This is a genomic window from Bradyrhizobium oropedii (assembly GCF_020889685.1).
Taxonomy (GTDB): Bacteria; Pseudomonadota; Alphaproteobacteria; order Rhizobiales; family Xanthobacteraceae; genus Bradyrhizobium; species Bradyrhizobium oropedii.
In genome coordinates this window covers 1-15,377 of sequence record NZ_JACMYO010000196.1, presented here as the reverse complement: position 1 = coordinate 15,377, position 15,377 = coordinate 1, and the positions used below count along the sequence as shown (strand labels likewise).

Here is a 15,377-nt window from a genome sequence, read left to right as displayed (position 1 = left end):
CCGGCACGGCAGACCGCCGTCACGAGTTCGACGCCGGACACGCGCAGCATCGGCGCCGCGATCAGCGGCAGCCGGAGCCGATCCGCGATCGCAGCCGGAAGCGCCCCCCGGCGGGCAGCAGCCTGCATGATCAGCGCCCCTTCCACACCGGCTTGCGCTTCTCGGCAAACGCCTTCAGCCCTTCGACGCGATCCTCGGAGTTGAACGCGCGTTCCGCGATCGGCGCCTGCGCGGTCCATCCCTCTTCATCGGTCCAGTTCGCGGCCTGGAAGACGATCTCCTTCGAGGCGGCCAGCGCCGTCGGACCGTTGACGAGGAGTTCGTTGCCGAGGGCGATCGCCGCCTCGAGCGCCTGCCCCGGCTCGACAAGGCGATTCACCAGCCCGAGACGCTCGAAGTACGCCGCGTCCTTGAACTGCCCGGTCAGCGCCAGCTCCATGGCGACATGATAGGGAATCCGCTTCGGCAGCCGGAACAGGCCGCCGCCGACGGCGACGACATTGTGCCGGACTTCCGGCAATCCCATCCTGGCGTCACGCGCGGCGACGATCAGATCGCACGACAGGCAGAGCTCGAGCCCGCCGCCGACGGCATAGCCCTCGACCGCGGCGATCAACGGCTTGCGGGGCGGCCGGCGAAACAATCCGAAACCACCGCGCTCCGTCACGCCACGCTCGCCGCGCGCTACCGCCTTGAGATCGGCGCCGGCCGAGAAATTGCCGCCCGCGCCGGTGATGACGCCGACGAACAGCTCATCCTCCGCATCGAGCACATCCATCGCATCGGAGATGCCGCGCGCGAGCGCGAGATTGCAGGCGTTACGCGCCTCGGGACGGTTCAGGGTCACGACCAGGATATGGCCGCGCCGTTCGGTCAGAACGACCTGTTCGTTCTCGGTGGTCATCGATGCGCCTCACAATGCAAAGGTAAAGCCGCCATTGACGGGATAGGTCTGACCGGTGATCCACGCGCTCGCATCGGAGGCGAGGAACAGCACCATGTTGGCGACATCGCACGGCAATCCCGGGCGGCGGATGACGTATTTCTCCATCATCTTCTTCTGCATCTCGGGATTGGCCTTCAACCGCGCCTCGATTGCCGGGGTCAGGGTCGCGGCAATCGCGACGCAGTTCGCCGTGATGTTGTGGCGGCCGAGCGATCGTGCGACTGCGCGCGTGAAGCCCGCCGCGCCGGCCTTCGCAGCCGAATAGACCTCGAGGCCCGCCTCACCGGCACGTCCGGCATCCGAGATGATGGTGACGATACGTCCGCCCTTGCGCTCGATCATCTGCGGAACGCAGGCCGAGGCGCAGTTGATGACGCCGTAGAGGTTGACGCCGATGAAGCTGTTCCAGACATCAGGGCCGGTCTCCCAGAACGGCTTGCGCGCATCGGGATCGGGTGTCGCGCCGGCGTTGCCGGCATTGTTGACGAGGACATCGATTGGGCCGAAGGCCTGCTCGGCCTTGCCGACCATCGCCTTGACAGATGCGAGATCGGTGACGTCGGCCTGCACCGCGATGGCCTTGCCGCCGGCAGCATTGATTTCGCGCGCGACCTGCTCGGCGCGATCGAGGAAGTAGTCGTTGACGACGATGCCTGCGGCGTTGTGCGCGGCGAAGTGCAGCGCGATCTGGCGCCCGACGCCCTGGCCCGCACCGGTGATCAGCGTCACCTTGCCGTTCAGATCGAGGATATCACTCATACGTTTCTCTCCCGTCCCTTCCAGTAGGGCTCGCGCAATTCGCGCTTGAGCAACTTGCCCATGGTGTTGCGTGGCAATTCATCGACGATCGACAGCGTCTTCGGCCGCTTGTACGAAGCAAGATGGTCGCGGCAGAAGTCGAGGATCGCCGCCTCGTCGGTGATGTGGCCCGGCTTCAGCTCGCAGAATGCCTTGACCTGCTCACCGAACTCGTCGTCGGGGATGCCGATCACCGCGACGTCCTGCACGTCCGGATGCCTCAGGATCGCGGCCTCGATCTCGGCCGGGTAGATGTTGACGCCGCCGGCGATGATCATGTCCTTGGCGCGGTCGGTGATGAACAGATAGCCGTCGTCGTCCAGCATCCCGACATCGCCGACGCGGAAATAGCCGTCGTCGTCGCGCGTATCAGATCCAAGCGGCTTGCCGTTCAGATAGGAGCGGATCGTCACCGGCGTCCTGATCCAGATTTCGCCGGACTGGTTGCGCGGCAGTTCACGCCCATCGGCATCGCGAATGGAGATGTCGACATGCTTGTGTGGACGGCCGCTGGAGCCGGGCTTGCGCTCCTGCATCTCGGGCGGCAGGAAGCTGATCATGCCGACTTCGGTCGCGCCGTAGCCTTCGCCGAGCACGCCTGAACCGAAATAGCGGATGATCCAGCGTTTGAGCTCGTAAGGCACCGGCGCGGCGCCGACCGACAATGCGCGGATCGACGACACATCGTAGGCGTCGAGCACCTGCTTCGGCAGCGCCGCGAGGCGCTTGTACATGGTGGGAACGCCGGTCCAGTTGGTGACGCGATGTGTCGCAATCAGACGAAGCGCGCCTTCGGGATCGAAACGGCGCATCAAGACCGTAGGGTTTCCGAGCTGGATCGCGCCCCAGACCTGGGATGGGCCGGCGCCGTGGTGCAGCGGCAGTGTCAACAGCGAGACGCCGCCGGGCTGGCCGCGCCGGGTCGATGCGACATCGCTGAGATATTCGCTGGTGCGCGCGTCCATCTGCACACCCGGCTGCAGCACCGAGACCACGCCCTTGGGCAGGCCCGTGGTGCCCGACGTGTAGAGGATCAGCGGCGGGCGGCCGGTTGAATGCAATAGCGGCTCGGCGGATGCGGCGAGTAGATCGGAGAAGGCGACGAAGCCGGGCGACGCCGCGCCGATTGAGACCGCGAGCTTGATCGGCAGGCCCTCGAATGCCGGCTTCAGCGCCGAAGGATCCTCGTCGTCACAGACGATGACCTGGGCGCCGCTGTTGGACAGGACGTACTGCGTCTCCGACGGCGTCAGCCGCCAGTTCAGCCCGAGCAGCGAGCAGCGCAGCTTGCCGATCGCCTCGCTCAGGATCGGCCACTCGATCCGGATCTGGGTCCGCAACACCACGATGTCGCCGGCGACGACGCCGCGCGCCGCCAGCCCATGCGCCACGCGGTTCGCGGCATCGTTGAGCTCTGACCAGGTCATCCGACGATCGCCCTCGATGAAGGCGACATCGTCAGGGCGGTTGGCGGCCCAATGCTCGACGCTGTTCGGCAGGATGCTCATTTCGCCAACCTTCCTTCGACCGCCGCGATGAACAGCACGCTCATTGTCTCGAGATCGACGCCTTCCGGATCGACCAGCCACTGCGCAATCGATCCGCGCAGCGTCGCGAGGATCAGCGCGCTCTCAGTCTCCAGATCGATGTCGGCACGCAGCCGGCCTGCCGCGATCCCGGCATTCAAGCCGGCGGCGATCTCGCCTCGCGTTTCGCGATTGAGCCCGGCGACCGTAGCCGTGATCGGCGGCACGGTGAGCGCAGCCGCCAGCACGGCGTGAAAGGCGCGCGCCATAACGGGATTCCGCGCTGGCAACATGAAGTAGTATTTGGACGACGCGATCAGGCCGTCATAGCCGGTCAATTCCGGCGCGGCGGCGCGGCGCGTGCTGATGAATGACTCGATGACGTAGGTGGCGAGCGCCGACAACAGATCAGCCTTGGTCTTGAAATAATGCGACGGCAGACCGCGGCTGTAGCCGGCACGCTCGCCCGCTTCCGCCAACGTGATCGCGTCCAGCCCGTTCTCGGCGACGATCAGCGCGGCCGCTTCGAGGATCCGCCGCTCCGCTTCATCGCGGCGCTCGACCTGCGTCCGCCGTGACGCCAGCGCGTCATCTCGCGGCTCCTGCGCGCGTCGAACTGCTCGTGCCATTCAGCTTCGCTCCCTTTGCCGTGCGGCGACTTCTTGCTTGCATTCAAGCTAGATTAATGTTTGTTGGTCAGTCAACAAGTTTCTTTGGAGGAAACGCATGCAGCCCAGCAAACTATTGAAACCAGAGCTTTATTCTGCGGGATCGAGCGATGGGGACGGAGCGACAGCTCGCCTGAAGGGCGGCCGCTGCCGCTGCGGATACGTGTTCTTCCCGATGCAGACCTATGGATGCGAGCGCTGCGGCAGCCATGGTGATGCGCTGACGCCGTACGAACTCTCGACCAACGGAACACTGCTTGCCGAGGCGACCGTTCACCTCCACGCCGACAAGAACCGCCCGGCCCCCTTCACCATCGTCAAGGTCGCGCTCGACGACGGCCCTGTCATCCGCACCCTGCTGGCCGACGACAGCGCACGCGTCGCACCGGGTCAGCGCGTGACCGGCAGGCTCGTTCCGACGACGCAGAGCGAGAGCGGCGAGACCGTGCTCGATCTCCGCTTCAGCGCCGCATCCTGATTTTGGAGCTCCGCCATGACACGCTCACTCAACGATTTACGGCCGGTCTACGTCGTCGGCATCGGCTGGCACCGCTACCAGAACCCGAGCGAGACGCCCTATGTGGCGCTCGGCCTCACCGCGATCCGCGCCGCGCTTGCAGATGCGCGCATCGAATGGCCCGCGGTTGAATCGACCTATGTCGCGACCGCGCTGCTCGGCATGGCGTCGGGGCGGCCGATGCTGCGCCATCTCGGCGCGACCGGCGCGCCGCTGATGCATGTCGAGAATGCGTCCGCCTCCGGCTCGACCGCGTTCCGCCATGCCTGCATCGAGGTCGCCAGCGGCATCTCCGACGTTGCGCTGGCGATCGGCGTCGACAAGCGCAATCCGGTGCGGCGCGCCGAGACCGGCATCGGACATCTTGCGGAGGACGCCATCGTCCCCTTCACGCATTTCGCGTTGCTGACCAATGAATACGCGGTCCGCCACAACGCCACCGCCGAGGACATTGCGCTGGTTGCCGTGAAGAACCACCGCAATGGCGCGAAGAATCCCAATGCGCAACGGCAGCAGGAGCGCACGCTCGACGAGGTGCTCGGCGGCAAGCGCGTATCCGGATCGCTGACTTCGTTGCAATGCACGCCGATCGGCGAAGGCGCCGCCGCTGTCATCGTTGCATCCGAGGATGGCATTCGCCGATTGGGCATCGACGCCGGCCGCGCCATCCGCACCACGGCGTCCGTCGGCCGCAGCGAGCGGGTCTATGCGCCCGGCGCAGGCTTCGACGCGGCGCTCACCAAGGAGACCGCCGACCTCGCATTGGCGCAGGCCAAGGTGACACCCGGGGATATCGACATCATCGAGCTGCACGACGCGTTCACGGTCGAGGAGCTGCACTACATCGAGAGCATCGGGCTCTGTCCCGAGGGGCATGGCGTTCGCATGCTCAAGGACGGCGCGCTCGATATCGGCGGGCAATGCGCGATCAATCCCTCCGGCGGCCTGATCGCGATGGGGCATCCGATCGGCCCGACCGGCATCGGCCAGATCGGCGAGATCGTGATGCAGCTCCGCGGCGAAGCCGGCGCACGCCAGCATCAGGGCGCGCGGACCGGCCTCGCGCATATGGTCGGCGTCGGCGCGGTCTGTTACGTGCACATCCTGCAGAACTGACTTGTCGCCGCGATGGCCCTATGCGCGCTGGCGCAGCGGCCGCGCGGCGTCCTTGGCCGGCACCGGCATGGTGAAGCCGTACAGGAACAGGTCCACCACCATGTCGGCGAACTCGCCGGGATCGACGCCGCCCTTCGGGTCGTACCAAGTGTGGCTGAAGTTCAGGATGCCGAACAGCATCATGCTGTAGATCTTCTTGGTCCGCTTGACGATCTTGCCTTCCTTGTCGAGCTTTACCAACAGATCCGAGACCGTGTCGACGATCTGGCGCTCCAGCGCCTTGATCGCATCCTGCTCGGTCTCGCCGAGGAACGAGAGGTCGTTGAGGATCACGCGCTGCTCGTCGCTCGAGCGCGCATTGAGCGCGACGATGGCCTGGATCGCGGCACGGAACTGCTCCAGCGTCGCCGCCTTGCCGGCCATCGCGGCCTCGACATCCGCGATCATCTCGCGGATATGCGCATCGAGGATCGCGAACAGGATCGCTTCCTTCGAGTCGAAATAATGATACAGCGCACCGCGCGACAGCTTGCAGGCATCCGCAAGGTCCGCGATCGAGGCACGCATGTAGCCTTGCCGCGCGAACAGGCCGCAGGCGGTGGTGAGGATGCCCTGCTGGATCTCGTCGTAGTTTTCTGAGCGCGTCCGCGCCATACCCGTCTCTCTCGTGCACCATCGGCGCCGCCGGAATCGGCCGGCCACCGTCTCTCTATACTACCGCCGCTCCGCGCTCTCCTCCCCTTTGCGGGCACCATCCACCAGAACTCGTCGACCAAGCGACGCCGGTTCATTGACCTGCGTCAAAAAATAATTTGAACGACCGGTCGGATTATATTAGAGTGCCCGTCATCAGGCAAGCGGGTTGCGCACGCCGGGAGCAACCCGGCGGCATCGAGGGAGGCTGCGCGTGGATGCTCTTAAGGTCGATGCTGTCGTAATCGGAGCCGGCGCCGGCGGGCTGTGCGCCGCGGCGCGTCTCGCCCATGGCGGACTGCATACGCTCGTCGTCGACGACAAGGATAGGCTCGGCGGACGCGCCTCGACCGAGGAGATCGACGGCTTCAAGGTCAATATCGGCGCGATCGCGATCGAGTTCGGCGGCGTTTTCGAGGAGACCTTCCACACCGTCGGCGCGCCGCTCGACATCCGTGCGCCGGAGCCCGCGAGCTCGTTCTTCATCGACGGCAAGGTGATCGATGTCGGCCGCGGCGGCTGGTCGCTGCTGCTCGGGCAACTCACCAAGCAAGCCTCGCGCATCCTGGAGAAATTCGCCGACGCGCGCTCCGGCAATCTGCCCGACGGGCGGCAATCGACCGAGGACTGGCTGAAGGGCTACACCAGCAACGCCACGGTGCACGCGCTGTTCCGCAATCTCTGCGCGGCGATCTTCGCCTGCAACGCCGCCGAGCTGCCGGCCCGCGCCTTCCTCACCTATTTCACCAGCAAGGGCGCCTTCAAGAAGTTCGGCTTCTGCCCGCAGGGCACGATCGGCGTCTGGAATAGTCTCGGCAGCGCGATCCGGCGCAACGGCGACATCTGGCTCGAAACCCCGGCGACCACGATCCACACTTCCAACGGCAAGGTCGAAGGCGTCACCGTGCTGCGCAACGGCGAGCGGGTGCGGATCGACACCGACCTCGTCATCAGCAATGCCGGGCCGAAGGCCACCGTCGCGCTCGCCGGCAGCGAGGCGTTCCCGGCGGATTACATCGCGAAGGTCAAGAACGACCTTCGCCCGGCCGCCAACATCGTCATCAACGTCGCAAGCCGCGAGCCGCTGATCAACCATCCCGGCATCGTCACCTTCGGCAAGACACGCCGGCTTTGCAACATGGCGAACCTCTCCGCGACCTGTCCGGAGCTGGCTCCGCCCGGCTGGCACCTTTACGTCGCCTATGCAGTGCCGGTGCCTGCACTCGGCGATTTCGACAGCGATGCCGAGGTCGCGCTGGCGCTCGAAGATCTGCGCGAACAATTCGCCAATTTCGACCAGGCCAAAATCCTCTCGGTCCGGGTAATGCGCGACGACTGGCCGGCGCAACGCAGCTGTGCCGGTTACGACCTGCCGCGCGAGACCGGCATCGAGGGCCTGTGGTGCGTCGGCGACGCGGTGAAACAATACGGCAATGGCGGTACCCAGGCCTGCGCCGAGACCGGCAAGATCGTCACCGATGCGATCCTCGCCGCGCGGCCGCACCTCGCGGCCGGTCGGGTCTGAGCGCGATGCCGACGACCATCCCGCATCCGACGCCTTCAGCAGCGCCGCTCGCGGCAAAGGCGCCGGATGCCCTGCTCGAATTCCGCAACATCCGCATCGTCTACGACAACGCAATCGAGGCGATCCGGGATGTCTCGATCGCGGTCCCCGAAGGCAACATCGTCGCGCTGCTCGGCTCCAATGGCGCCGGCAAGTCCACGCTGCTGAAGGCGATGTCCGGTATCCTCTATACCGAGGAAGGCGTCGTCGAGAACGGCAGCATCCGCTTCCGCAATGACGAAGTGCACCACCTCGCACCGGACGAGCTGGTCCGCCGCGGCATCGTGCAGGTTCCGGAAGGCCGCCGCGTGTTCGCGGCGCTGACCATCGACGAGAACCTGCAAATGGGCGGTTACACCAGGACCGGCGCTGAGGCGCGCGAGCGGCGCGACAAGGTGTTCGCGCTGTTCCCGCGGCTCCATGAGCGGCGCGACCAGATCGCCGGCTACATGTCCGGCGGTGAGCAGCAGATGCTCGCGATCGGCCGCGCGCTGATGACCGATCCCGTGCTGCTGGCGCTCGACGAGCCGTCGCTCGGCCTCGCCCCGCTGATCATCGACCGCATCTATGAGGTGATCGTTCGCCTCCGCGACGAATTGAAGATGACGGTGCTGCTGGTGGAGCAGAACGCCCAGCGCGCGCTCGACATCGCCGACTACGGCTACATCCTGGAGACCGGTCGCGTCGTGCTCGATGGCACAGCGAAAAAGCTCACCGCCAACGAGGACGTCCAGGAATTCTATCTCGGCGTCGCCTCCGGCGGCCGCAAGAGCCTGCGCGACGTCAAGCACTACAAGCGCCGCAAGCGGTGGCTGTCGTGACAGCGCTGCTCGCAGTCGAGAACCTGTCAAAGCGTTTCGGCGGCCTGCAGGCGGTCGCCGACGTCAGCCTGCGGGTAGCGCCGGGCGAGATTTGCAGCGTGATCGGCCCGAACGGCGCCGGCAAGACCACGCTGTTCAACATGATCTCGGGCGTGCTGCGGCCGAGCGGCGGCCGCAGCACTTTCGATGGGATCGACCTTGCGACCATCTCGCCGTGGAAGTTCGCCGCCGTCGGCATCGGCCGAACCTTCCAGAATCTGGCGCTGTTCAAGCACGGCACCGTGGTCGAGAACATCCTGACCGGCCGCCACACCCATCTGCGCTCGACCGTTCTCGACGCCGTGGTGTTCTTCGGCCGCACCCGGAAAGAGGAGATCGCGGCGCGGCAGCGCGTCGAGCACATCATCGAATTCCTCGAGATCGAGCATATCAGGGACGCCGTCGTCGGCACACTGTCCTACGGCCAGCAGAAGCGGGTCGAGCTCGCCCGCGCACTGGCCTGCGAGCCGAAGCTGCTGCTGCTCGACGAGATGGTGTCCGGCATGAACCAGGAGGAGACCGAGGATATCGCGCGCTTCGTGCTCGACATCCGCGACGAGCTCGGCATCACCGTCTTGATGATCGAGCACGAGATGCGGATCGTGATGGACATCTCCGACCGTATCCATGTGCTGAATTTCGGCCGCAAGATCGCTGAAGGCACGCCCGACGAGATCAGGCGCGATCCGGCCGTGGCGGAGGCCTATCTCGGCGGCCAGCGCGCCGAGGCTATGGCAAAGGCGGGCGCGTGATGTCGACGCTGGACAGTCTTCGCACCGCTCATCCGTCGCTGCAAGCCAGCGCAGCGCGCAGCGCGCCCGCGGCAGGAGCCGACGCGCTCGAGGCGACCCTTGCCGATGCCGCCATCACCATCCCGCAATTGCTGCGGCAGCGTGCCGCCATGCACGGCGAAGCGCTGGCGCTGCGCGAGAAGGATTACGGCATCTGGAACCCCTATTCCTGGCGGCACTATTACGAGACCGCACGTGCGGTCGCGCTGGGCCTGTTGTCGCTCGGCATCAAGCCGGGCGATCGCGTCGCCATCGCCGGCGAGAACACGCCGGAATGGTTCTATGCCGATCTCGGCGCCCAGATGATCGGCGCCGTCGCGGTCGGCATCTATCCGACCAATCCCTGGGTCGAGCTGCAATATATCGTCAAGCACGCCGGCGCACGAATCGTCGTCACCGGCGACCAGGAGCAGACCGACAAAGTGCTCGACGCGATGGCCAACAATGGCGGCCTGCCGAATCTCGAGGCCATAGTCTGCATCGACATGAAGGGCTTGCGGCACTATCGCCAGCAGGAACTGATGTCGTTTGCCGCATTGTGCGAGCGTGGCAAGACTTACGCGCAGCAGAACCCGGACGCCAACGCCACGCTCGACCGCCTGATCGGCCAGGGCGCACCCGACGATGTCTGCATTCTCGTCTACACATCGGGCACGACGGGCCCGCCCAAGGGCGCGATGCTGACCCATCGCAATCTGGTTTACGCGGCTTACGCTTACGCCAAAACCGTGGGGATCGCCGACAAGCCGTTCGAGGCGGTGAGCTACCTGCCGCTGTGCCACGTCGCCGAACGCTGCTACGGCACGGTGACGCATCTGGTGCTCGGCGGCACCGTCTCCTTCGCTGAATCGATCGACACGGTCGCGATCAACATCCGCGAGATCGCGCCGACTTTCTTTGTCGGCGTGCCCCGCATCTACGAGAAGTTGCAGCAGGGCTTCCTGTTCCGGCTCGGTGAGAGTGGCAGGCTGCGGCAGGGCTTCACAAGGGCCTGCCTCGCCTGGGGCCGCACCCTGTCCGACCGCCGCCAGGCCGGCAAGGAAGGCTGGTTCGATCGTGTCGCCTACGGCCTTCTCTATCTCCTGATGTTCCGCAATCTACAGCGCCATCTCGGCTTCGCTTATAGCCGGCATCGGCTCTGTGCGGGCGCCTCGATCTCGCCGGAGACGCTGCGCTTCTTCGACATCATCGGCCGCCCGGTCTCGCAGGGCTATGGCCTGACCGAGAGCGGCGGCGTCGCCTTCATCCAGACTGAAAGCCATCACCGGATCGGCGGCTGCGGCGTACCGCTGCCGCAGACCGAATGGAAACTCGACAGCGACGGCGAGATCCTGCTGCGCAACCCCGGCGTCTTCAAGGGCTACTTTCTCGACGAGAAGGCCTCGACCGCGTCGCTGGAACAAGGCGGCTGGCTGCGCACCGGCGACATCATCGACATCCTAGACAATGGCGAGATCGCCGTGATCGATCGCAAGAAGGCGATCATCATCACCGCCGGCGGCAAGAACATCGCTCCGTCCGAGATCGAGAACGCGCTGAAGGATTCCGAGTTCATCAAGGAAGCGATCGTGGTCGGCGAGGCCAGGAAGTATCTCGGTGCCATCGTCCAGGTCGACTACGACAATGTCGGCCGCTGGGCGCGCGACCGTGCGCTGGCCTACACCAACTACAAGTCATTGTCGCAGCTGCCGGAGGTGCACGAGCTGGTCGAGCGCGTCGTCAACGTGACCAACAAGCGCTTCGCCCGGGTCGAGAACATCAGGCGCTTTGCCATCCTCGAGAAGGAGCTCGACCATGACGACGGCGAGCTGACTGCCACGCAGAAGGTGCGTCGCGCCATGATCGAGAAGAAGTTCGCGCGCGAGCTCGCCATCATCTACCAGGCGGAGGGCTGATGCAGTATCTCATCCAGCTCCTGATATCGGGGCTCGCGATCGGCGCGATCTACGGCCTGATCGCCATGGGCTTTGCGGTGATCTACAAATCCACCGGGCTGGTCAATTTCGCACAGGGCGAGATGACCATGATCACGGCCTATATCGCCTGGACCATCTCGACCACCGTCAGCGGCAATGTGTTCGTCGTGGCACTCGGCGCAATCCTTGCCGCGGTCCTGCTCGGCCTCATCATCGAGCGCCTGGTGATGCGGCCGATGCTGGGCGAGCCGGTGTTCGCAACCGTGATGGTCACGATCGGGCTCGCGGTAATCCTGCGCTCGGCGATCAACTTCATCTGGGACGCCTATCCACACGGGCTCGATATCGGCATGGGCCGCGGCATCGTGCATGTCGGCGGCATCGGCGTGCGCACCGGGCAGATTGCCGTCATCGTCACGCTGCTGGCGCTACTTGCTGCGATCTGGGCGTTCTTCCGCTACAGCAAGGTCGGCGTCGCAATGCGCGCGGTCGCGGCCGACGACCGCACCGCGCTGTTGATGGGCATCAGCGCCACAAGAGTTCATGCGCTGGCCTGGGCCGCCTCCTCGGTGATCGCCGGCATCGGCGGCGTGTTCTTCGCGCTGTCCTACGATCTGTCGCCGGCGATGTTCCAGCTCGGCCTGAAGGCGTTTCCGGCCACGATCCTCGGCGGCCTCGACGCCGTGCTCGGCTCCGGCATCGGTGGCCTCCTGATCGGCATCACCGAAAACCTTGCCGGCGGCTATCTCGGCTCCGGCATGAAGGAGGTCGCGGGTTTTGCCATGATCATCGTGGTGCTGATGGTCCGCCCGTTCGGCATCTTCGGCGAACGCGACATCGAGAGGGTGTGATGCGCACGGGCGATTACAAGCAGACCTATGGCGAGCTGGTCGCGCTGATCGATTCCCCGCCGGTGTGGCTATGGTCGACCGTGCTGCTACTGGCGCTGATCGCGGCGCCCTTTGTGTTGAACTCCTACGCGCTGTCGTTCGTGATGATCATCCTGATCACGGTGACCGGCGCGCTCGGGCTCAACATCCTGACCGGCTACACCGGCCTGATCTCGCTCGGCCATGTCGGTTTCCTCGTCACCGGCGCCTATGCCTATGCGGTGCTGGTGTCGAAGTATCACATGCCGCCGCTGGTCGGCTTCCTCGGCGCCGGCCTGGTGCCGGCGCTCGCAAGCCTGATCGTCGGCGCGCCGTCGCTCCGGCTCAAGGGCCTCTATCTCGCGATCACGACGCTCGCCTTCTCCTTCATCATCAACACCGTGATCCTGGAGATGCGCTGGCTAACCAACGGCGCCCGCGGCATCCAGATGCCGCGACCCGAGATCCTCGGCATCAGCTTCGACAGCGATCCCGCCTTCACCTATCTCTGCCTTGCTGTCGCATCATTGACGCTGTTCGCCACCCTCAACATCCGCCGCAGCCGGGTCGGCCGCGCCTTCGTCGCGATCCGCGACAACGACACCGCGGCGCGCGTCATGGGCATCAATCTTCATGCCTACAAGCTGTTCGCCTTCGTCACCTCGGCCTTCATCACCGGCATCGCCGGCGCGCTCTACGGCATCTATCTCTCCTTCGTCAGCGTCGAGGGCTTTCCGTTCCTGCTCTCGATCGAGGCGCTGGCGATCCTGATCGTCGGCGGGCTCGGTTCCGCGCTCGGCGCGGTGCTCGGCACCATCCTGATCGTGCTGCTGCCGGAGGCGACGAGGATCGTCTTCAGCCTGTTCAGCGCGCAGATGGACGCAACCTTCACGACCGGGGCGCAGGAGCTGAAGAGCATGCTCTACGGCCTTGTCATCATCCTGTTCCTGCGCTTCCAGCCGAGGGGGCTGGTCGGCGCCTGGCACGACATCAAGCGGGCCTGGGTGCACTGGCCGCTGCGCTACTAATCAAAAAAAACGCAAACACCATGAGGAGGAAACAATGATCAAACATCTGGCGGCGGCCGCGCTGCTGCTCACCACCGCCTGCCTTGCCGTCGGTCCGGCGGCGGCCGCCGACCCCGGGATCACCGACACCGAGATCCTGATCGGCGACGTCGAGCCGTTGACCGGCCCACCGGCGCTGCTCGGCGTCGCAGCCTCGATCGGTCACAAGATCGCGATCGCGGAGGCCAATGCCGCCGGCGGCATCAACGGCCGCAAGATCAAATACGTGCTCGAAGACGATGGTTATATCACCGCTCGCACCATCCAGGGTGTCAAGAAGGTGATCGACGTCGACAAGGTGTTTGCGATGATCGGCATCTCCGGCTCGGGCCAGTCGATCGCCGTGATGCCGGTGCTGGAGAAATCCGGCATCCCGACCGTGATCGACGTCGCACCGGTGAAATTCCTGTGGGAGCCGCCGCGCAAGAACGTATTCGTGGTCGGCCAATCCTACGAGGAAGGCATCGTTCACCTCGTCAATTTCCTTGCCGACAAGAACCCCGGCAAGAAATGGGGCCTGATCACGCAGGACGACGATTACGGCATCACGGTGCGCGACGGCTTCGATTCCGTGGTCAAGGCCAAGAAGCTCAACGTCGTCTACAGCGGAAATTACAAGAAGGGCCAGCAGGACTTCTCGTCCGACATGCTCCAGCTCAAGGAGACCGGCGCCGAGGTGTTCCTGGCCGGCGGCATCATCGCCGAGAACATCGCGATGATGAAGGAGCTCGAGAAGCTCGGCATCAAGCCGGTGACCGGCATCTTCTGGCCCGGCCGCATCGAGCCGGTGCTGAAGCTGATGGGCCCGGCCGGCGACGGCATCTACGCGGTCGACTATGTCGAACCGTTCGCCGGCGCGGCCGGCAAGGCGTTCCTCGAGAAGGCCAAGCCGCTGGTCTCGGAAGCCGAGTTCAAGGGCATCAATCGCTACACCATGACCGGCTATGCCGCGGCGAGGGTCATGATCGCGGCGATCGAGCGCTGCGGCAAGCAGCCGACCTGGGCCTGCACCATCTCGGAGCTGGAGAAGACCAAAAATGTCGAGACCGGCGTGATGGCGCCGATCAGCTTCGGCCCCGGCATCCGCTTCTCCAACCAGAAGCTGCAGATCATGCAGGCCGACGCGGCGACGCTCAGCTTCAAGCCGGTGAACTAGTGCGATGAAGGTCCTGATCGTCTTTGCTCATCAGGAGGCGCAGTCGTTCAACGCTGCCTTGCTGGCGCGGTCGGTGGCCGAGCTGACCGCGCTCGGGCATACGGTCAGGATCTCCGATCTCTATGCCATGCGCTTCAACCCGGTGGCGACATCGGAAGACTTTGGCGAACGGCGATTTCCCGATCGGCTGCAATACGACCGCGAGCAGAAATTCAATCTGCAACGTGGCGCGCTCAGCGGCGACATCACCGCCGAGATCGAGAAGCTGCTGTGGTGCGACCTCCTGATCCTGCAGTTTCCGCTGTGGTGGTTCTCGGTCCCAGCCATCATGAAAGGCTGGATCGATCGCGTCTTCGTCAACGGCGCAATTTACGGCAGCGGCCGACGCTATGACACCGGCGGCCTCGCCGGCCGCCGCGCCATGGTCGTGACCTCGACCGCCGCCTATCCCGGCATGTGCGCGCCCGACGGGCTGGTCGGCGCACTCGATGTGGTGCTGTGGCCGATCCAGAACGGCACCCTGGCCTATGCCGGTTGCAAGGTGCTGCCGCCTTTCGTGTCATATTCAGTGAACTTCGTCGACGAGGCGACGCGGCACCGCTACCTCGACGACTACGCCGAGCGGCTGCGGCGGGTCGAGACCACCGAACCGCTGTTCTTCCATCCGCTGGCGGATTTTGGACAGGACTGGCGGCTGAAGCCGGGAATCGCGGCGCGGGCCGTTGGGCAGCGCTCGCAAACCGTAGACGATTGACGTAACCCAGAAAGCAGCTGTGCTCCCCCGCCCCGTTCTTACGGGGAGGGGGTTGGGGTGAGGGGCTGCCTCCGCGAAGACGGCGATAGGGACAACCTGGGAGACTCCCCCTCACCCGGATCGCATCTCACGATGC

General features: G+C 65.2%; 15 protein-coding genes. 10 read left to right on the top strand and 5 right to left on the bottom strand.

Going from position 1 to position 15,377, the window contains the following annotated elements; translation table 11 throughout:
* Positions 1–130 precede the first annotated feature (130 nt).
* From H8A95_RS35655 to H8A95_RS35640, 4 genes are read right to left on the bottom strand one after another with little or no spacing between them, the layout of a single operon-like run.
* Positions 131–904, bottom strand: coding sequence for a crotonase/enoyl-CoA hydratase family protein (locus H8A95_RS35655; RefSeq protein ID WP_229187383.1), 774 nt, complete (start codon positions 902–904; stop codon positions 131–133).
* 9 nt (positions 905–913) lie between these two features.
* On the bottom strand, positions 914–1,705 hold the full coding sequence (locus H8A95_RS35650; RefSeq protein ID WP_229187382.1) for an SDR family NAD(P)-dependent oxidoreductase: 792 nt from the start codon (positions 1,703–1,705) through the stop codon (positions 914–916).
* Positions 1,702–3,252: a class I adenylate-forming enzyme family protein gene (locus H8A95_RS35645; protein ID WP_229187381.1), complete on the bottom strand. Its 1,551-nt coding sequence runs from the start codon at positions 3,250–3,252 to the stop codon at positions 1,702–1,704. Before H8A95_RS35645 ends, H8A95_RS35650 begins: the two co-directional genes overlap by 4 nt.
* Complete coding sequence (locus H8A95_RS35640) at positions 3,249–3,899, bottom strand: TetR/AcrR family transcriptional regulator (RefSeq protein WP_229187380.1); 651 nt, start codon at positions 3,897–3,899, stop codon at positions 3,249–3,251. The genes H8A95_RS35645 and H8A95_RS35640 overlap by 4 nt, the downstream gene beginning before the upstream one ends.
* Before the next feature lie 97 nt (positions 3,900–3,996).
* Here H8A95_RS35640 and H8A95_RS35635 point away from each other — a divergent pair, with 97 nt between their 5' ends.
* Both H8A95_RS35635 and H8A95_RS35630 read left to right on the top strand, forming a co-directional pair.
* Complete coding sequence (locus tag H8A95_RS35635; RefSeq protein ID WP_229187379.1) at positions 3,997–4,416, top strand: Zn-ribbon domain-containing OB-fold protein; 420 nt, start codon at positions 3,997–3,999, stop codon at positions 4,414–4,416.
* Between the two features lie 15 nt (positions 4,417–4,431).
* Positions 4,432–5,571, top strand: coding sequence for a thiolase family protein (locus H8A95_RS35630; protein WP_229187378.1), 1,140 nt, complete (start codon positions 4,432–4,434; stop codon positions 5,569–5,571).
* A gap of 18 nt (positions 5,572–5,589) precedes the next feature.
* Here the strand turns inward: H8A95_RS35630 and H8A95_RS35625 are convergent, their stop codons facing one another.
* Positions 5,590–6,225 carry a TetR/AcrR family transcriptional regulator gene (locus H8A95_RS35625; RefSeq protein WP_229187377.1) on the bottom strand — a complete coding sequence of 212 codons (636 nt, stop codon included), beginning with the start codon at positions 6,223–6,225 and terminating at the stop codon, positions 5,590–5,592.
* Positions 6,226–6,478: 253 nt separating this feature from the next.
* On the opposite strand from H8A95_RS35625, the gene H8A95_RS35620 reads away from it, so the two are divergent.
* Genes H8A95_RS35620 through H8A95_RS35585 form a run of 8 tightly spaced genes read left to right on the top strand, consistent with a single transcriptional unit; the run spans position 6,479 to position 15,241 of the window.
* Complete coding sequence (locus H8A95_RS35620) at positions 6,479–7,789, top strand: phytoene desaturase family protein (protein ID WP_229187376.1); 1,311 nt, start codon at positions 6,479–6,481, stop codon at positions 7,787–7,789.
* A 5-nt stretch (positions 7,790–7,794) separates the two neighbouring features.
* On the top strand, positions 7,795–8,649 hold the full coding sequence (locus tag H8A95_RS35615; protein ID WP_229187375.1) for an ABC transporter ATP-binding protein: 855 nt from the start codon (positions 7,795–7,797) through the stop codon (positions 8,647–8,649).
* Positions 8,646–9,440 carry an ABC transporter ATP-binding protein gene (locus H8A95_RS35610; RefSeq protein WP_229187374.1) on the top strand — a complete coding sequence of 265 codons (795 nt, stop codon included), beginning with the start codon at positions 8,646–8,648 and terminating at the stop codon, positions 9,438–9,440. Before H8A95_RS35615 ends, H8A95_RS35610 begins: the two co-directional genes overlap by 4 nt.
* A complete protein-coding gene (locus H8A95_RS35605) occupies positions 9,440–11,374 on the top strand; it encodes an AMP-dependent synthetase/ligase (protein WP_229187373.1) in 1,935 nt (644 codons plus the stop codon). Before H8A95_RS35610 ends, H8A95_RS35605 begins: the two co-directional genes overlap by 1 nt.
* The gene (locus tag H8A95_RS35600; RefSeq protein ID WP_229187372.1) at positions 11,374–12,246 is read left to right on the top strand and encodes a branched-chain amino acid ABC transporter permease; all 873 of its coding nucleotides are present in this window, start codon (positions 11,374–11,376) and stop codon (positions 12,244–12,246) included. The genes H8A95_RS35605 and H8A95_RS35600 overlap by 1 nt, the downstream gene beginning before the upstream one ends.
* Entirely contained in the window at positions 12,246–13,292 is a 1,047-nt protein-coding gene (locus H8A95_RS35595; RefSeq protein WP_229187371.1) for a branched-chain amino acid ABC transporter permease, read from the top strand. Before H8A95_RS35600 ends, H8A95_RS35595 begins: the two co-directional genes overlap by 1 nt.
* A gap of 34 nt (positions 13,293–13,326) precedes the next feature.
* Positions 13,327–14,487 carry an ABC transporter substrate-binding protein gene (locus tag H8A95_RS35590; protein ID WP_229187370.1) on the top strand — a complete coding sequence of 387 codons (1,161 nt, stop codon included), beginning with the start codon at positions 13,327–13,329 and terminating at the stop codon, positions 14,485–14,487.
* A 4-nt stretch (positions 14,488–14,491) separates the two neighbouring features.
* Positions 14,492–15,241, top strand: a complete 750-nt coding sequence (locus tag H8A95_RS35585) for an NAD(P)H-dependent oxidoreductase (RefSeq protein WP_229187369.1) — start codon at positions 14,492–14,494, stop codon at positions 15,239–15,241.
* The last annotated feature ends 136 nt before the right edge of the window (positions 15,242–15,377 follow it).

Excerpts from the sequence above, each read along its gene's own strand:
- H8A95_RS35630 (WP_229187378.1), top strand. The coding sequence starts at position 4,432 with ATGACACGCTCACTCAACGATTTACGGCCGGTCTACGTCGTCGGCATC.
- H8A95_RS35635 (WP_229187379.1), top strand. The coding sequence starts at position 3,997 with ATGCAGCCCAGCAAACTATTGAAACCAGAGCTTTATTCTGCGGGATCG.
- H8A95_RS35615 (WP_229187375.1), top strand. The coding sequence starts at position 7,795 with ATGCCGACGACCATCCCGCATCCGACGCCTTCAGCAGCGCCGCTCGCG.
- H8A95_RS35585 (WP_229187369.1), top strand. The coding sequence starts at position 14,492 with ATGAAGGTCCTGATCGTCTTTGCTCATCAGGAGGCGCAGTCGTTCAAC.
- H8A95_RS35655 (WP_229187383.1), bottom strand. The coding sequence starts at position 904 with ATGACCACCGAGAACGAACAGGTCGTTCTGACCGAACGGCGCGGCCAT.
- H8A95_RS35645 (WP_229187381.1), bottom strand. The coding sequence starts at position 3,252 with ATGAGCATCCTGCCGAACAGCGTCGAGCATTGGGCCGCCAACCGCCCT.
- H8A95_RS35590 (WP_229187370.1), top strand. The coding sequence starts at position 13,327 with ATGATCAAACATCTGGCGGCGGCCGCGCTGCTGCTCACCACCGCCTGC.
- H8A95_RS35650 (WP_229187382.1), bottom strand. The coding sequence starts at position 1,705 with ATGAGTGATATCCTCGATCTGAACGGCAAGGTGACGCTGATCACCGGT.
- H8A95_RS35600 (WP_229187372.1), top strand. The coding sequence starts at position 11,374 with ATGCAGTATCTCATCCAGCTCCTGATATCGGGGCTCGCGATCGGCGCG.
- H8A95_RS35625 (WP_229187377.1), bottom strand. The coding sequence starts at position 6,225 with ATGGCGCGGACGCGCTCAGAAAACTACGACGAGATCCAGCAGGGCATC.
- H8A95_RS35595 (WP_229187371.1), top strand. The coding sequence starts at position 12,246 with ATGCGCACGGGCGATTACAAGCAGACCTATGGCGAGCTGGTCGCGCTG.
- H8A95_RS35605 (WP_229187373.1), top strand. The coding sequence starts at position 9,440 with ATGTCGACGCTGGACAGTCTTCGCACCGCTCATCCGTCGCTGCAAGCC.
- H8A95_RS35640 (WP_229187380.1), bottom strand. The coding sequence starts at position 3,899 with ATGGCACGAGCAGTTCGACGCGCGCAGGAGCCGCGAGATGACGCGCTG.